The organism is Flavobacterium cupriresistens (assembly GCF_020911925.1).
In the GTDB taxonomy this organism is placed as follows: domain Bacteria; phylum Bacteroidota; class Bacteroidia; order Flavobacteriales; family Flavobacteriaceae; genus Flavobacterium; species Flavobacterium cupriresistens.
Map to the genome: position 1 here is coordinate 4,186,739 of NZ_CP087134.1, position 18,268 is coordinate 4,205,006.

2 protein-coding genes are annotated in these 18,268 nt (G+C 35.3%); one reads left to right on the forward strand and one right to left on the reverse strand.

Features of this window, described 5'->3' with window-relative positions; all coding sequences use genetic code 11:
- Positions 1 to 25: 25 nt before the first annotated feature.
- Positions 26 to 13,681, reverse strand: coding sequence for an SDR family NAD(P)-dependent oxidoreductase (locus LNP23_RS17385; protein WP_230002162.1), 13,656 nt, complete (start codon positions 13,679 to 13,681; stop codon positions 26 to 28).
- Between the two features lie 1,368 nt (positions 13,682 to 15,049).
- On the opposite strand from LNP23_RS17385, the gene LNP23_RS17390 reads away from it, so the two are divergent.
- The gene (locus LNP23_RS17390) at positions 15,050 to 18,262 is read left to right on the forward strand and encodes a LodA/GoxA family CTQ-dependent oxidase (protein WP_230002163.1); all 3,213 of its coding nucleotides are present in this window, start codon (positions 15,050 to 15,052) and stop codon (positions 18,260 to 18,262) included.
- Positions 18,263 to 18,268: the final 6 nt, after the last annotated feature.

The window sequence follows — 18,268 nt, forward strand, 5'->3', positions numbered from 1 at the left end:
TTTCGATTAGTGTGATCTTAGGCTTTTATAAAAATTTTGCAGCAATAACTTGTTGGTATTCTTGCGCAATGACTTCTTCTAAAATTGCCATTCCTTCCTCTGCTTCTATGCTGCCAATGCCTAATTGTTTCATCTTATTTCTGTATCCATCTGAGGCTACTACACCTACAGATCCCCAATAGCCCCAGTTAATGATCTGTACCGGAATATTGTATTTTTGTTGAACCGTATAAGCAAAACTATCTTTATACATACAGGCAGCAGCATAATTTGCTTGTCCCAAAGCATTTACCTGAGATTGCATTGAGGAATAAAAACATATAAAGTCTAATGATTCTTTGGCAAATACATCTATCAAATAATGGCTGGCGGTTGCTTTGGATTCAAAAACTTCGACAAAAGTACTTTCGTCCATTTGGTGAATTAAACAATCCCTAAGTACCAATGCGGAGTGAAATACACCATTAATATTTTGATAGGTTTGCTTAATTTTATGATAAGCCGATTTTACTTCTTTTTCTAAAATTGCATTACATTGGATATAAACCGGTTTTGGCCCCCATTCTGCTATTTCTTCTTGTGCTTTTAGGATGGTTTGGTTTTCGGGGCTACGTCCTAACCAAATTATTTGGGCTTGGTATTTTTTAACCAAATAGGCCGAAGTAACTTTTCCGATACCACCTGCACCGCCCAGAATTACATACACGCCTCCTTTTTTAAATTTGGTTGTAATCGTTTGTGCTTCTAAAGGATATAGATTTCTTGTATAGGTATTTTGATGACGATACGCTATTATTTCTCCATTAGCGTCATACGGTATTCTTAATAACCTCATAATATCCTGAGCTGTTATTTTATCTGATGTATCTACATCGATAATACGAACATTCCAATTGCTCTGTTCTTTGGCTAATGAACTCATTAATCCCAAAATCCCACTGCCTTGATACTGTACTTTATCACTGATCAATACTTTTTGTGTACGATCTGATAAAACAGTAATGTTTAATTCTTTATGTATGTAAGGAGAAGACAATAGTTTTTTGAGCTGTTTAAAGACTTCTAATTCATTTCTCTCCCAAAATCTTTCTAATGTTGTAGAGGTGTTTTCCTCAGGTGCATCATGAACAATATATACAGCTGTAATTTTTTCTGGTATTACAGACAATTCATCAGAATTAAAAATGGCTACGTTTTTATGGATTAAATATTCTCTCAATTCATTTACCATTTTACTTCTTTTATTTTTATAAGAAATAATTAAGGCATTTCCGTTATGGCTCTCTTCCTGTTTCGATAATGTTTCTCTTTTCCATTCAGACACATACATCAAATCGTCTATCGAATAGGGTTCTTGTGTAGGTGCTGTCTTTATATCTAAAGCAACAAAACCTTCAAATTGAACTAAGATTTCACCATCTTCATCTATTAAATCTACATTATAAGTTGGGAGTGCTTCTCCGTTTTTTGGCTCTATTTTTTTAGCATATGACCAAAATTGTTGTGGTAATTCTTTATAAATCCTGACCTCTTTGACGCGAAAAGGAAGTTTTGTTGCATTCTTTTTATCAAACCCAAAACTAAGCCCCATCACGGTTTGTACTGCACTATCCAGTAAAAACGGTGAAAGCATATAGTTCTTTTGCGTTTCTGTCAAATAAATCTGTGTCAGGACTTCCGTATCTGAATACATAATATCCTGGATACCCTGAAAATGCTTTCCGTAAGTGATTCCTTTATCCTTTAGCAGTTTATAGTACTCTTCCTGACTTAAACTATTAGGCAATCGCAAGGCTATATTATCTATCGCTACTGATTTTATTGCTGGCAGTGAATCGTATTGAATACTACCATTACTGTAAATAGATGTTGGATCTGATTTCTTTCTAAAATCATAACTCAACCCTTTTTCAGTTTCTTCTAATACAACAACAACCTCAACTCGTTCGTTGTCATTTTCTTGAATAGGTTCTCTAAAGACTACATCAGTAATCCTGGTCACAGCTTGTTTCTTGTACTGATTTCCTACTTCGCGAATCCATTCTATTTGCGCTGCACCCGGTAAGACATTTATTCCATTTACTTTATGTGAAGCAAAAATGGGTTCCAGACCGGAAAAAACACTTTCGTAAGTTGAATCATTTACAATTGTTTGTACTAATGGATGCGCCTTTTGATAAGTCTTTGCTACCGTTTCTTTAGTGTTTTTTGTAGAAACAAACCAATAGCGATCTTTCTTAAAAGGATAGGTAGGCAAATGATTTTTTTGAGGTGTTTTATTTCCATATAAAAGTTCCCAATCCATTTCTACACCCTGACTCCATAATCTGGCAATTGTATCTGCCTCTTTATCTCTAATCAAATTGTTCATAATATCCTGAAAATCTTCTTTATCAGGACTATGCATAGTATCTTCATTATTACCAATATACATATCGGTTGATACATAATTAGTTTCAACAAATTCATTTAATCGATTGATACATTCTTTTCGATTATTTACAACAAATGCCAATCGACATTCCAGCACTTCTCTTCCGGACTGCAGCGTATACAATACATCCTGAAAACCAGTGTCATTACTACATGATAAATACTCAATCATCGATTTAACCAGACGATTTAAACCATCAGAATCTTTGGCTGATAATACAAAAACAGGTAATGCTTCTGAAGAATGATTTGTTAACTGATCTTCTATATATTCTTCAATAATTATATGCGCATTTGCACCTCCAAAACCAAAACTACTTACACCGGCAATTTTATGTTGCCCTTCCTTCACCTTCCAATCTGTTGTATCTTTTTGAAGATAAAAAGGAGTATTCTCTAACTTCAAGTAATTATTCGGTTGATGCAATAATGGATTTCCAGGGATTTTATTGTTTTTCATTGCCATCAAAACCTTGATTGCTCCCGCTACTCCTGCGGCGGCTTCCAGATGTCCAATATTTGTTTTGATACTACCAATAGCACAATGAGCTTCTTGTCCATAAGAAGACTCAGAGTCTTTGTATAATGTTTCAAAAGCTAACTTTAAACCTTCCGTTTCAATCGGGTCGCCTAGTGGTGTTCCTGTTCCGTGAGCTTCAATATAACTTACTAATCCAGGATCTATTCCTGCTGTTTTATATGCTTTTATTAGTAAACTTTGTTGGGCTTTTGGATTGGGAGACGTTAAAGTATTAGCTTTCCCTCCATGATTTTCCGCGCTTCCTTTTAAAATTCCATAAATAGGATTTTTATCTTTAATGGCTTGATCTAAATCTTTTAATATTAAAATTCCAACGCCTTCTCCTCTTACATAACCATTTGCAGCCTGATCAAATGTTTTACAACGACCATCTTTGCTTAGCATGCCTGCTTGACTAAATGACAATGTTAACTCAGGTGATAAAATAGCATTTACACCTCCCGCAATTGCCAATGTACCATGACCATTTCTTATATGTTCTGCTGCTCTGTGAATTGCTATCAAAGAACTGGAACATGCTGTATCGATAGGCTCACTTGGACCATGCAAATCAAAAATGTATGATATTCTATTTACTAAAACGGAATGCGCAGAACCGGTTGCAAATTGTGCCATACCAACTTGATTTGTCTGCTCTTTTAGTAAAGTTGAATAATCTGAACTTGATACTCCAATAAAAACCCCTGTGTCTGTTCCTTTAATTGTATTGATTGAAATTGCCGCATCTTCTAAAGCATGATATACTTCTTGCAATACTAATCGTTGCTGAGGATCCATCAATTCTGCTTCTACGGGCGAAATATTAAAAAACAAAGGATCAAATTCATCTATACCGTCCAGAAAACCTCCCCACTTACATAAAGTAGTATTTTCTTCCTGTTGTGGATCTCCATAATACTTTCTCCAATCCCATCTGCTTTCAGGAACTTCTGTAATTAAATCTTCTTTATTTTTTAAATGCTCCCAAAGCTCATCTACATTTGCCGCACCTGGAAAACGCCCACTCATACCAACTATGGCTACTTCTTTTCTACGCGCAACTTTATTTGAATCGGTATCAAAACTTGCTTTTTCCGTCTCTTCTCGAACTGTAGCAATCGCTATGTTCTCCTTTTCATCATTAAGAGCTTGATCCTCCTCTACCGAAAGGGCATAATTCGATTCTAAATGTGCTGCTAATTCCTCTAACGTTGGGTAATTAAAAAACAATGTTGGAGTTATATCCAATCCAAAAAGCTCATTAATTTCATTGCAGAACTGTGTATATAAAATCGAATCAAATCCATAATCTCCAAGTTCTATATGCGAAATTATTTTCTGTGGATTCATTTTAACCAATGTAGCTGCTAGTTGCGTTAATTTTTCCAGCAACGTTTTGGTCGAAATACTATAAGAATTGGTCGTATTTTCTACCTTCACCGGAACCTTTTCTGACGAAACTTTATAGATAACTGAAGCTTGAACACAATCTGAGTTCAAAATTTGTTTCAATGCTTTTATACCTTCTTCATTTGGCATCGCCTGCATTCCCCACTTTTTTAGTAAAAATGTTTCTGTCTGGGCATTAATTTGCATTCCGCCATTTTTCCAAAAAGGCCAATTGATACTTTTAGTTATCCCGTAGCGATTTCCTTTGCTACGCTGATTTTCTCTATATCTTGCATAATCATCAAGAAAAGTATTCGCTGCTGCGTAATCTATCTGCCCTATATTGCCATGAATAGCGGCTAGAGAAGAGAACAAAACCATGAAATCTAAAGAATCCTCTTTCGTTTCTCTATCAATATTCTTGATACCCTCTATCTTTGCTTTTAAAACTTTTGTAACCTCTGTTGCTGTTTTATTTTTTGCAAAACCATCAGCAGTACTACCAACGAGATAAAATATACCATTGATTGTACCAAATTGCATCCTAATTTCTTTAAAAACGCTGGAAACAGAGGATGCATCCGTACTATCACATTGATAATAATATGCCCCTTCAGGCACTCTTTTGTTAGGTTGTTCACTTCTTCCTAACAGAATCACTTTAGTGTCAAAAGTTTCAAGAATAGAGTCGCAAACGGTACGCCCTATCGCTCCGGTACCGCCTACTAATACATATACTCCTGATGTTTTAACTAAGTCATCTTGCTGTTTATGAATCGTAAATTCTGCGTTTCTTTTTTCGAGTCTTTCAAGAGCTGTATATCGTACTTCAACTGCTTTACTAAATTGTTCTTTATTTAATATTTCAAGTATCTCATGGATATTATGAATTGAAAAATCTTCAATAGCAATTACTTTCCCTTCTAAATTAGGATGTTCTAATGTTAGTGTTTTCAGCATTCCCGAAAGGAATCCAAACTGTTCATATTCTTCGTTTGATCCTAGAACAATTAATTGTATTCTTTCTTTTGTATGAAGTCTTTGTTTTACATCTTCAAAAATTTGGATATAAGTCGAAATCTCATTTTCAATAGTTATCGATTGAATTTCTGCTTCATAAGAATTTCTGATGGCATCCTCCAAAATTGGATTACCTCCAATCATATATACAATTGTATGGCTATGAACCGAATCCTGATTTTTGAGACAGGCCACTTTTTGCCATACAACTTCTTGGATATCCAGTGCATTACCAGACTCTTTTTTTCTTTTGTCTTTTACAGGAAGAAATACACATTGTTGAAATTGCACTAAAACATTACCTTGCTCGTCTAAAATATCTATATCATATTCTTGAACTTTATCCGTTATTTGGTTTGATTTACTTTTGCGAGCATACGACCAAAATGTTTCCGGCAATTGATCCACAAATCGATAACATGTTTTCATACTAAACGGGAGTGCCTGACTTAGTACTCCCTCGATCATAATCCAACCTAATGCATTTTGCAGTGCACTATCCAAAGCACCCGGTTGCATCTTGTAACCTTCTTGTAAAGGCAACTGTATTCTCGAAATAGAAAATTCCGGGGTTGAATACTGCTCTTGTACTCCCCTAAAACTTACTCCTAAATCAAAACCTTCTGTTTTCAGAAAAGCATAGAATTCTTCTCTTGAAATCTTTTTTTGACTTAAACTCAACAACCTTCTTACCTCTATTTTTTCGGGTTGTAATGGCTCTTCCAAAATAGCAGTTCCTTTACCATGAATTAAAATACTTCCGTTTTCTTTAGTATAAATCTCATAGTTATGATTTTTCGAGTCTGAATATATTCTGGTAAATACATCTTTTTGAGTATTTGCCAAAAGAGGTTGTTGCCAAAAAATGTCTTTCAGTCCCCATATTCGTTTCAAAGTAGCTTCCGCTAAAGCAATACTAGCTTGTTCTATATAAGCAACTCCTGCCAGAACTTTGTTACCATTCACTACATGGTCCTTATAAACCGTTTCTTGTCCTGAATACGTGCTTACATACATGTGCCCATCCGATGTGACAACATTGCGATGTACTAATGGATGCAATTGATTCTGAACAGGTTCTAAAGCCGATTCCGTTATTATATTTGATTTTACGGGTTCTATCCAATATCTGTCTTTTTCGAAGGCATATGTTGGCAATTGAACTTTTCTTATCTGTTCTTTATCATATAATAGTGCCCAATCTATCTCTATCCCTGAAATCCATGTTTCCGCAAGAATTCTGTAGTTCTTTTTGAGGATAGCAGTATCTAATTCCTCTGAACTAATAGATGTTGTACTCTTTTTTCGCTTTTCAACTGTTCCTCTTAATACTGCATGATTAGATGTATCAAGAAATTTAGAAAGATGTTGTATGACTTCTTCTTTAGAGTTTCCTACGACGGCTAATCGTTCTTGCATAGCATCTCTTCCCAATTGTAGCGTGTACGCAATTGCTCTTAAAGATTCTTTAGACTCTTTAAGGTAATCCAACATTTGCTGCACTTGCGTTTTAAGACTATATTCTGTCTTAGCAGAAAGTAGTATTAATTGTTCCGTACCGTCATCTGCCATTGCATCTGCTTGTAATTCCGGATATTCTTCCAAAACCAAATGGGCATTGGTTCCGCTAAATCCAAAACTACTTACAACTGCACGTCTAAGATTTTCGTTGTTAAGTTGCCAGGGTTTGAGCGTAGTATTAATATAAAATGGGGACTTTTCCAAAGATATTTCATCATTGAGCTGCTCAAAATGCAAGCTAGGTGCAAGGTACTTGTTCTTAAGCATGAGTATGGTCTTAATGACTCCCGAAACCCCTGCAGCTTCAGCAGCATGACCAATATTTGTTTTTACCGATCCTAGTGCACAGCTATTATCTACTGCTGATTTAGTACCGAAACTCGTTTTTAGTGCTTCAATCTCTATAGGGTCTCCCAACTTAGTTCCGGTACCGTGAGTCTCTACATATTTAATGGTTGCCGGATCGATATTATATTGGTTATAAATGCGCTGTTGGAGTAAAGCTTGTGCTGCCCCATTAGGCGCAGTAATACCATTGGTTTTACCATCTTGATTGATACCACTAGCTTTAATTACAGCATGTATTTGATCTCCGTCTTTTATAGCGGCATCTAATCTTTTTAGGAATAGTACGCCCACCCCTTCTGATGAAACAATACCATCGCCTTTATTATCGAAGGTTTTACATTTTCCATCCTTAGAAGCCATTCCTACTTGACTTGTCCAAATGTGCAATAACGGTGTACACATTAATTTTACGCCTCCTGCCAAAGCCATATCTGATTCTCCGGATACGATACTTTGATACGCTCTATCAATAGCGACTAACGAAGATGAACATGCCGTATCCAGCGTTAAAGCTGGTCCTTTTAGGTTCAGTAAAAAAGCAATTCTTCCCGCCAATATAGCTTGGGAATTTCCCATAAAAGCAAAGCCCTCTTTGTCAGCTTGATTTTGTGCCAATAGCTGTTGATAATCACCTGAACTCGCCCCTACAAAAACTCCTATGTTTTGTTTATCAATTGCCTTTGATGTATAACCAGCGTCTTCTATTGTTCTCCAACATTCTTGTAAAAATAAACGATGCTGAGGATCCATTACTTCTGCCTCACGAGGTGATATTCCAAAAAACAAAGGGTCAAATTTATCTTTGTCTTTTATAAAACCAGCCCACTTACTATACGATTTTTTCTGCTGCTTGGGGTCTTTATTATACCAATCGATGTCTTGCCATTGTTCTAAATCTATTTCAGAAATAGAATCGACACCTTCCTTTAAATTTTCCCAAAACGCTACTACATTTTCTGCTCCCGGAAAACGGCATGACATTCCGATAATAGCCACATCAGATGCTATAGGTTTCTTAGAATTTACAATATCCTCTACCTGTACTTCTGCGCTTACTTTTCTTTCTTGTTGTACTGCTAATTGCTTCTGATCAATTTTTACAACTTCTAAGTTTTTAATTGTGATCAATTTACCATAATCCGAAGCTATTTCTATCGAAAAAAGAAATTTATCATCCTCTGCTTCGTGGCAAATCATACGACAATCATAATTTACATCAGACTGTGCCGCTGCGTGAATATTGATCGCTTCTATACGGTAAGGCAAATACATGACTCCATCTATTTTTCCTTGACGTTGTTGTATTGCTGCATACTGTATGGCAAATAATAGTGCTCCATCTAACCACTGAGACACATAACTAATAGCCCGATTCTGTGGTTTTGTAACTGCAACGATACCATTAGCAAATTCTCCTTCAATTTCCAGAGACTTTCTTACTTGAAAATAACTATCAGACAAAATATCTTTAGTCCAATCTGTTAGTGCTTCGAGGTCTAGCTTAGTTCCTGATGTTTTAGGTGTATAAAGGAAATCATCGATTAAACCAACTTCTTCTACAATAGTTCCCCTAACATAAACCTTCTGTGATTCTTTGTTACTAATTATAAAGCGAATTATTCCTTCGCTAACTTTTTTTAAATTCAGTACAATAGGAACGATTTCTCCTTTTTTGGCAATTAAAACTTCCGAGATGCGGAATTGTTTTAACGTCAAGCATTTTTTACCTAATTGCTCTCTAAAAAAACTATATAATAATTCAACATAAGCATCTGTTGGTAAAATGTATTCATTGAATACTTTATGATCTCTTAAACATGGTGTATTTGCGATACTTAAGTGATATTCAATATCAGATTCACTATCCTTTTCTATATTTCCAATGATAGCAACTGGCTTAAAAAAAGAATTAATACTACCATTTCCTTCTTCTTGTCTGTTGCTTTTAATTCTATAATTCGAACCCAAATAGGCATACAACTCAGATAAAGTTGGGTAACTGTAGAGTAAGGATGTCGGGCATTGTGTACCAAACTCTTTGTTTATTTTCTTGACAAATTCTACACCCAAAATAGAATCTAAACCTAATGATACAAAAGTATCTGTACCCGAAACTTCTTCTTTCTCTAAGTATAAAAGTTCTGCCAGAATATTTTTTAGCTCCTCTTCTTCAAATACATTTATAATTTCCTGTTCAATGCTTTCTACAAAAGACTCTTTTGTTTCGTTAGTTGCTGTTAATTCAAGACTTGATATTATATAATTACTTAATTCTTCTACATTAGGATAGCTATAAATTTGTGATGCAGGAATTGAAAGCTGCCATTTTTTATTGATTTTCTTCACCAATTCTACTCCCAAAATAGAATCTAAACCTAATGTTACAAAAGTTTGTGTGTCGTCTATTTCAGATTCTTCCAAATACAATAACTCTGATACCAATAGCAACAACTCCTTTTGAATAGTAGGATGTTGAGCGCTATAATTATCTTGTACTGCGTAATTTTTATCGCTTTCTTTACTTGATAAAGATGTTTTGTTCTCGCGAGTGATTAAAACCTCGTCACTGCTGTCTATTACCTGTAAGTATACTGCTAATTCTTTTACAGTTGGATGGCTATACAATTGTGCTGTTGCAAAATCAATATTCCATTGTTTTCTGATTTTTTTCGTGAATTCAACTCCTAAAATAGAATCTAATCCCAGTTCTACAAAAGTCTGGTCGGGTCCTAATTCTTCCGGGGTCACATATAATAAATCACATAGAAGTTCATTTAGCTTTTTTTCATACCTCTCCATTAGAGTTTCAGTCGATAGTACTTCCGTTTCATTCTCAATAGTAATTTGCGGATCACCAAAAGTTTCGATTGGTTGCAACTTAATTTTAACAATGTCTTCTTTTTTATTCGGAATAGTTGGTTGGACTAGTATCTTAAATGCATTTGCTAACTCTTTTACCGAAGGATGACTATACAGCTTTGCCGTACTTACGGAAATCCCTAAAGCTTTATTTATCTTTTTTATAAATTCAACACTTAAAATAGAATCTAAACCTAACTCTGCAAACGTCTGATCTTCCTTAATTTCTTCCTGTTCCAGATACAATAAATCTCCTAATATTTGAGATAATAGTAATTCTAAATTCTCTCCCAGATAAGGAGATACGGAAACAACTTCCTTCGCAACAGCAGGTATTTGGTTTAAAGGCACAAGCTTAATTTTAGCTGCAGTAAAAATCTTCTTTGATTCCATGGAGGCTACTACGTTTTCTTGGGGAGATATAATCGTTTCTTTTGTAAGCTCTGCTTGATGTATAATTGAAATGGTTTGGTTTTCTTTTCTTTCAATTTTTTTTCCTATCCAAAATCTTTTCTTAGCAAATGGATATATTGGCAATGCGATCTTTGAAATTTGAAGCTTATCATATAATTGTTCCCATTTTACAATTCCTCCTTTACTCCAAAACATCGCTAGTGCCTCAAAATTTTGTTCGATTATATACTGCTCTGCTATGGATTCCTCTTTATGAACCTCTTTGCATTGTTTTATATTTTCTATATAGTACAATGCTGATTCTTTCTTTTCTTTCGAAAGGAAGCTTTCTAACTTATTTATTAAGTCATTATAATCTTTATATGTAAATGCTAATCGCTCTGCAAATTCTTCTTTGGCTGTTTGTAATGTATAGGCAAAAGAAGCTAATTGGATTACTTCTTGCTTTTGGATCCAGTTATACATTTCATGAGCATATCTTTCTAAACTTTCTTGGTTTAAAGCTGATAATACAAACACCTGCATCGGTAGCTGAATGTATTTGTCCATATCTAATCTCGGATTCTGATCATATGCTTCGATTACTACATGCGCATTAGTTCCTCCTATCCCAAAACTACTAACTCCTGCTCTAAGGGGCACGTTAGTAGATGATTTCCATACTTGTCCCTCAGTTTGAATTCTAAAAGGACTGTTTTCTAATTCGATATGTGGATTTAATGTTTCAAAATTTAATGTCGCAGGCAAATATTGGTTTTGCATTGACAACAGCACTTTTAATAATCCAGCAATTCCTGAAGCAGCTTCCAGATGTCCAATATTGGTTTTAACAGACCCTAAACTACACCACTTTGTTACTGAATCAGTATGCTGCATTTGTTCAAAAGCATCTTTAAGTGCTTTAATTTCAATAGGATCTCCCAGTTTTGTTCCTGTTCCATGTGCTTCTATATAACTAACCGTTTCTATCGGAACAGCAGCTTGCTTGTAAGCATTAGTTATTAATTTTTGTTGTTGAAACGGATTAGGTACCGTAATTCCTCCTGAATAACCTCCATGATTAACTTCTGTACTTTTAATTATTCCTAAGATTTCATCCCCATCTTCCTGAGCTTTATCTAAAGGTTTTAAAAGCATTACAACAGCACCTTCTCCCCTTACATAACCGTTTGCTTGTATATCAAAAGTGTGACATTTTCCATCTTTACTAAGCATATTTGCATTACTGTACGCTATACTTTTTGTCGGATGGCACATCAAATGAATTCCTCCCACAACTGCTTGATCGCATTGTTTTTGTTTCAACGCTTTTACTGCCTCAGCTATAGCTACTAAAGATGAAGAACAAGCTGTATCAATACTCATGCTTGGCCCTTCAAAATCATAAAAATAAGAAATACGATTCGCTAAAAGAGCAATTGCATTACCGGTAACAATTCCTTCTTGTGTTGCGTCATTTTCTGTCACTACACGTTCATAATCACTACCACTTACCCCAATAAACACGCCGGTATTACTCTTCTTATAATGACTTGGTTTTTGTTTTGCATTTTCGAACAACTCCCAAGTTAATTGTAAAAGCATTCGCTGTTGCGGGTCCATTAATTGAGCTTCTCTGGGAGAAATTTCAAAAAATAAAGAATCAAAACTGTCTATGTCGCTTAAATAGCCTCCATAATTTATTCCTTCATATTTATTCTCAATTCCTTCAGGCCAAATCCATCTACCTTCCGGTGTAGTTGTTATTGATGAAATGCCATCTTTAAGATTCTTCCAAAATAACTCGGGAGTATCGGCATTAGGCAATCTGCAACAAGTACTTATTATAGCTATATCAGAACTATGGTTTTCATTTTTTTCTTCTATCTTCTGATCTTCACTTACAGATTTCCCTAAGCAATACGATACAATTTGTTTGACTGTATACAATCCGAAGAATCGACTTGGATTTGTTTTTAATCCACACTCCAGATTAAGATACTCTGATAGTTCGGTATAAATGATTGATTCTACACCTAATTTGCGTAAGTCTGTATTTAAATCGACTTCACTACTTTCATAAACCGAATTAAAAAAGCCGATAATAATATCCGAAAGTTCTTCGGACGCTATTTTTATATTGCTATCAGCGATTTCTTCGTGAACTTTCTTGGGAGTTTCTGTTACTTCATTTTTAACAGACGCATTTTTTTTATCATTCTGTAAAATTTCGTTTTCTTTCTTTACCCTTTCTACAATTTCACTTGCTATACTTACTTTTTGATTTAGCTTCTTTACCGTAAAAATCTTGGCAATAATTTGACCGTCTTTTTCCCTGTACAATGACGATGTTAATCGTATGGTTAAATCATCTACCAAAAGGGCTTGATCAAGATGATATATTAATTTTTCATTAGGATTAGCATTTCCATAATAATGAATATCTCTCGCAGTACAAATAGCATGAATTGCCCAGTTTATTTTTTCTCCATCTACAAGAATATGCTCTTCAAAAAAATGGCGTTCACATTTATCACTAATATTTGGGTAAGAAGCAAAATATAACAGCCCTACGCCGTTAATATCGTCGTAAGGTTCTACTTCATAAGTTCTGGTAAACAGCGGTTCTGCCAGTATAGTAAACTCTGAATCATAAAAATAATGCTTGTTAGACGTTTCTTCCTCGGCAGTAGGTAAAGAAGCTATGTGATTCTTTACATTAAAAAAAGCTTTAACGTATTTAGGTATTATTTTTAATAATGGTACTTTGGAATCGTCTTTTTGAACAGGTGTCCCTTTGACTAAATTTTGATTATCGTCATTCTTTCTCGCTGAAAAAATTGAGATCATTGAGGTTTGCAAAGTGCTATCACTTGTTCTGTTTTTTACAGTTCCATTGCTTAAAAACATTTTAGTTTTAAACTGCTCTAAACAGGACTCGATTATCGTTTCATCGTTCTCTACAAATCTTTTTAATCCTATATCGTTTTGGCAACTCCATTGTATTCTAACAAAACTGGCATAAAGACGTTCACCATTACTATCAAAGATAGCATCAGAAGGAGCTCCCAACCCTTTTGATATCATTTCCCAATGAATATCCCCTAATTCTTTTAAAAGCCAATTCTCAGACATTCTCCCATATAACATCTGAGGGATATTTAGAGAGTAATCTCTTTTTAAACAGTAAGTATTCATTTTTGGATGATTTTGCCTTTTTTTATTATAGAAGTAAATTCACATTGATTATTAAAGACACTATAAACATTTAAGCTTTTAATCTCATATACTGGGCGTCAAATCCCACTTGATTTGGTTCTACATTTCACAAAACTAATTTTCAATTCTATATTCTTTATAGCTTAATATTACGTAACCATCAAATTCATTAATCAGTTTCTTTAACAAATAAATAGCACTTAAACTATATATTGAGCTATTGAATTTTTATTGATGAGACTATTAAAATAATTTGGTTCATTTGCATTAGTAACGACACAAGGCAGACTATTTTGTTTCTGGTACTCCCTAAGAACTCCCTCTCTTTTTAATGCCCTTATCTTTCTATACCTTATAACCAAATCAATGTTATATAACACTTTATTCTTACCTATAAACTCAACATTTATATTTTTCGGGCACAACCAGCTTTCTATTGTACAACCTTAATTTAGTAACCATTTTGAAAGATCATGTAAGACTCTTCATTTCTATTCTAAACTATTTTCTACAAAGTCTAAATTTCCCTTAAAAACATTAATTTTTAACGTTTAGGCATAATCGATTTTACGCGAAAATAACAACAACATCTACTTAAAAATTACGGGCTTTTGATATAAAAATTACGGGCTTTTATGATAGTTCCAATTTTTAAATAAAATAAAATCAACGGAAAAGTCAGATCGTATTTTGTGATTTTACTATTCCTATTGTATTCTAAATATCGATTGATATAATTACTAAGGTTCGAGTCTTGTTAGGCCTAGGAAACAGTGAAAATTATAGGATTTCACTATAGGCTTTCCTCTTATAGCAGTAGAGAACCGATTCAGTTAAATTCTGTTTATAATAATCGAGATGTGCAAAGTCAAATATGGCATCAAATGCCTCAGATGGATTTCCTGCCACGAACCCAGCCCAAAACCTTGTTTCGAAGGGTACTTTATTCTTTTTCATAGCGGCGAGATTTAAAATTGAAAAGTGAAGTTCCACTCTTTCAAGAGGATAATCAATTCCATTTAAGCAGGATATCAATTCTATGCTATCGCGTTCAAAACCCTTTTAAGATCGAAGGCAAATTGTTTCGGATAGTACATTCTCATTACTTACTAAATCTAAAAATTATATTTCAATTCCATAATTGGCAAGCAATAAAAAGTAGGTCCAAAAATTAAAGAAATTTCGGAAGAACAAGTAAAACTACCTATACTCATTTGCAGGATAAATTTTAGATTTGTCAAGATGTACAACCCATAGTGGCTAACTATTGAGCTGTTAGGGTTGTCATAGTACCCCCTAATATATGCGATTTACCTACTTAGCGTAACAAACAAACAATTACTAAATATGGACAACAAAAAACGAATCGTTGAAAAACCTACTGCAAACAACGTAAAATGTTGGGACAGCAGTGGTAGTACTGAAATAGTAACACAGCGTCTTAAAGAGATGTTTGTAGAAATGGGTCAAAAAACCCGAATTGAAAAAGGGCAAAATCCAGCGGAACGTGCTGTTTTCAGAAAACAACATGGTATCACTTATGGGCAGTTCGTGATCAATGAGGATATCCCTGAAGAATTCAAAATAGGCATTTTTACCGGCTCTCGTTATGACTGTGCTGTTCGTTTCTCCAGTGATACAGGCACTACTTCACCTGACTTACACACCACTATTGGAGTGGGCTTGAAGTTGTTTGGAGTGGAAGGACCAAAACTTTTTGGAGAAGGCCCTACTGCCGATTTCATTTTTCAGAATATCGATCGCTTTTTTGCTAGTGATGCGCAGCAAATGTGTGCGTTTACAACCGCTGGTGCTATTGATAGGGATTACGATACTTATATCAACAAGCATCCTGAATTGGCCAGTATTTTGCAAGCTATGCAAAAAGAAGAGGCTAGTGTTTTAAGTGCCGGTTACTGGGCTATTTTGCCTTTTCAACTAGGGGAAAATCAAATTGTTAAATATCGTTTGGTTCCGGATGACACCTATAAAGGCGCACCCTTTGATGATGATAATTATTTACGATTGGATTTAGAAAAACGTTTACGCAATGGAGATGCTACTTTTAGATTTGAAATCCAATTGCGTACCAACGAAGCAACCATGCCTCTTAATGATGCACAGGTAGTTTGGAGTACTGAGGAAAGTCCGTACATCTGTATTGCTAAGTTACATTTACCCCAACAAGATGTAACAGCAATTGGTCAGTCTGAATTTGGAAGTAATCTTTCATTCAATATTTGGAGAACTTTAGAGGCTCATAAACCATTGGGCAGTATTGCAGACGCTCGAAAAACTGTTTATGCTGCTAGTGCTGAAGCCAGGCATCAAGCCAATGGACAACAACTACAAGAGCCCAATATTATAAATCCACATTTTAGAGGCAATACAGACGAGGATAGTACTTGTATTGTTAGAGCTGGTATCTATCCTCCTATTGGTGTGATGCGCGTGGGAAATAGTGAAGAGGAGTATTTCATAGGGCCTTTAGTAGACGAACCGGAAGCAAAAGAGGATGTGTATGCTTATCGTGATAAAACAGGAGCGATAAAACGTCAGGCTGCTCAGTTCCGAATTTATGGCTTCAATGCGGCTGGAAAAGCTATCAAAGAATTGACGATGGATAATGCTAAAATTACTTGGCATTCGCATTTGGCCAATCAAAAATCATCTTGGTATCAATTCCAAATTGCCTTAGACATTCCAGATGCCTCCGATCCCAATGTTCCACCTTCTTTACTAAGAAATATTGATGTAAAAGACCGTCGTCAGTTATTGATTGATTGTGGTAGTGAAAGTATTTCAAAACCTAATATTACTGAAGGGAAAGAATTCACCGGAAAATTCATGGGAAAATCGGTTTATTTAGGAGAAATGCACACAGATGAAAAAGGGCGCCTAGTGATGCTGGGCGGTCATGGTAAATCGAAAAACATTAATGGTGATCGAGCTATTACCTTTGCCAATAATGAAGGTTGGTATGATGATATGTCAGATGGTCCTGTTACAGCCACAGTAGAATACGAAGGAGTAGATCTTGCTGTAGATCCTGCTTGGGTGATTTGCGCTCCACCTGATTATGCTCCTATGCAAAAATCGGTTCGTACTATGTGGGATTTAATGCGCAGTGTTGCTGTAGAATCGGAAATGTTAGTAAGGCCTGCAAGACCTTCTTTCTCTAAAGACATCTTACCTATTTTTGAAAGAATGACCAATTTACAATGGGTAAATGCAGGATTTGCAGCTGCCTTTGGATGGGGAGGCCAATTTAATTATACCAGTGCAGCATGGGTAAAAAAACTAAATGACCCTACTTCTGCCAACTTAGAAATGCGTCGTACTATTTCCAATAATTTCCGTAGGTTTGATCAATCCGGTGCGCAAGCTCCACAGCTATGGCCTTGGTTATATGGTGATGCAGTTGCCATTCCTACACAAGGTTCTGTACGTCAACATTCAACCTTATCGCATTTGCAATTGGAGTTTTTAGATCAATGGGTTGAAGGTGATTTTGATGCTGATTTTGTAGATACAACAGGCTGTCCTTATATTCCACCTGTTAAAAAAATTGATGATTATCCTATTGCTGAACAACCCGATATGTTAACTAAAGCAGCTATGGATTTCTGTTTGGCAGATGCTTTTCATCCGGGTTGTGAAATGACTTGGCCTATGCGAACTTCTGGTATGTATATGGCTCCTTTCCGATTGAAACACGCTCCTAAAACACCAAAAACCGATTATCATTATTATGGTTCTACTATGAATAGTGATGTGTTGACTTTACCTGCTGGTCCATTATTAGGTGGTCAAGTACCTGGAGGTGTAACGAGATGGATGGCTATTCCCTGGCAAACTGATACGGCAAGTTGCAGAGATGGTTATACTACTGCATACGATCCTTATCTACCAACATTTTGGCCTGCCAGAGTTCCTAATAATATTTTGAGTGAAGAACGCTACAAAGAAACTTTAGATACACACTTAGCAGAAGAAACCCGTAGAGAGGCTTTTGCATATCGTTATTTTTGGTTAGATGATTTGCCATTAGATGGTGAAGATCCAACACAAACCAATCAGATTAATGCTATGGTGAAATATTTTGACAAGTTGGCGATTGTGCAACCGCGTCCGGGTGTACCTGATAACGCTAATTTTCCACCGGAAATGCAAATTGGTGTAGTTCCAAATGAGGAACAAAACCAACTGTTGTTGCAAGAGACAGAAGTCCGATTGAGAAAAATCTTAAATGACAACAAACACTTGGATAAGAAAGAAGAATCTTTATTGCATATTACTTTAGAGCATTTGTCTAACGAAGGTTTGTTTACTGAACAAATTGTAATTGAAAGCACGCGCGAGCAACTGGTACAATTGATTCAAGATGAATTGGTTCAGGATGAAGCTTTAACAAGTGAAGTTCAAAAACTAGTTGATTTATTAGCTTCTAAAGCTCATAAATTAACCAAAACAAGAACCGTTCCTCATTCCAGACAACCTCGAAAAGAGGTGGGTGTACCTGAACAATCAGTTCGTTTCCAACGTTTTATTCCAAAATAACACTAG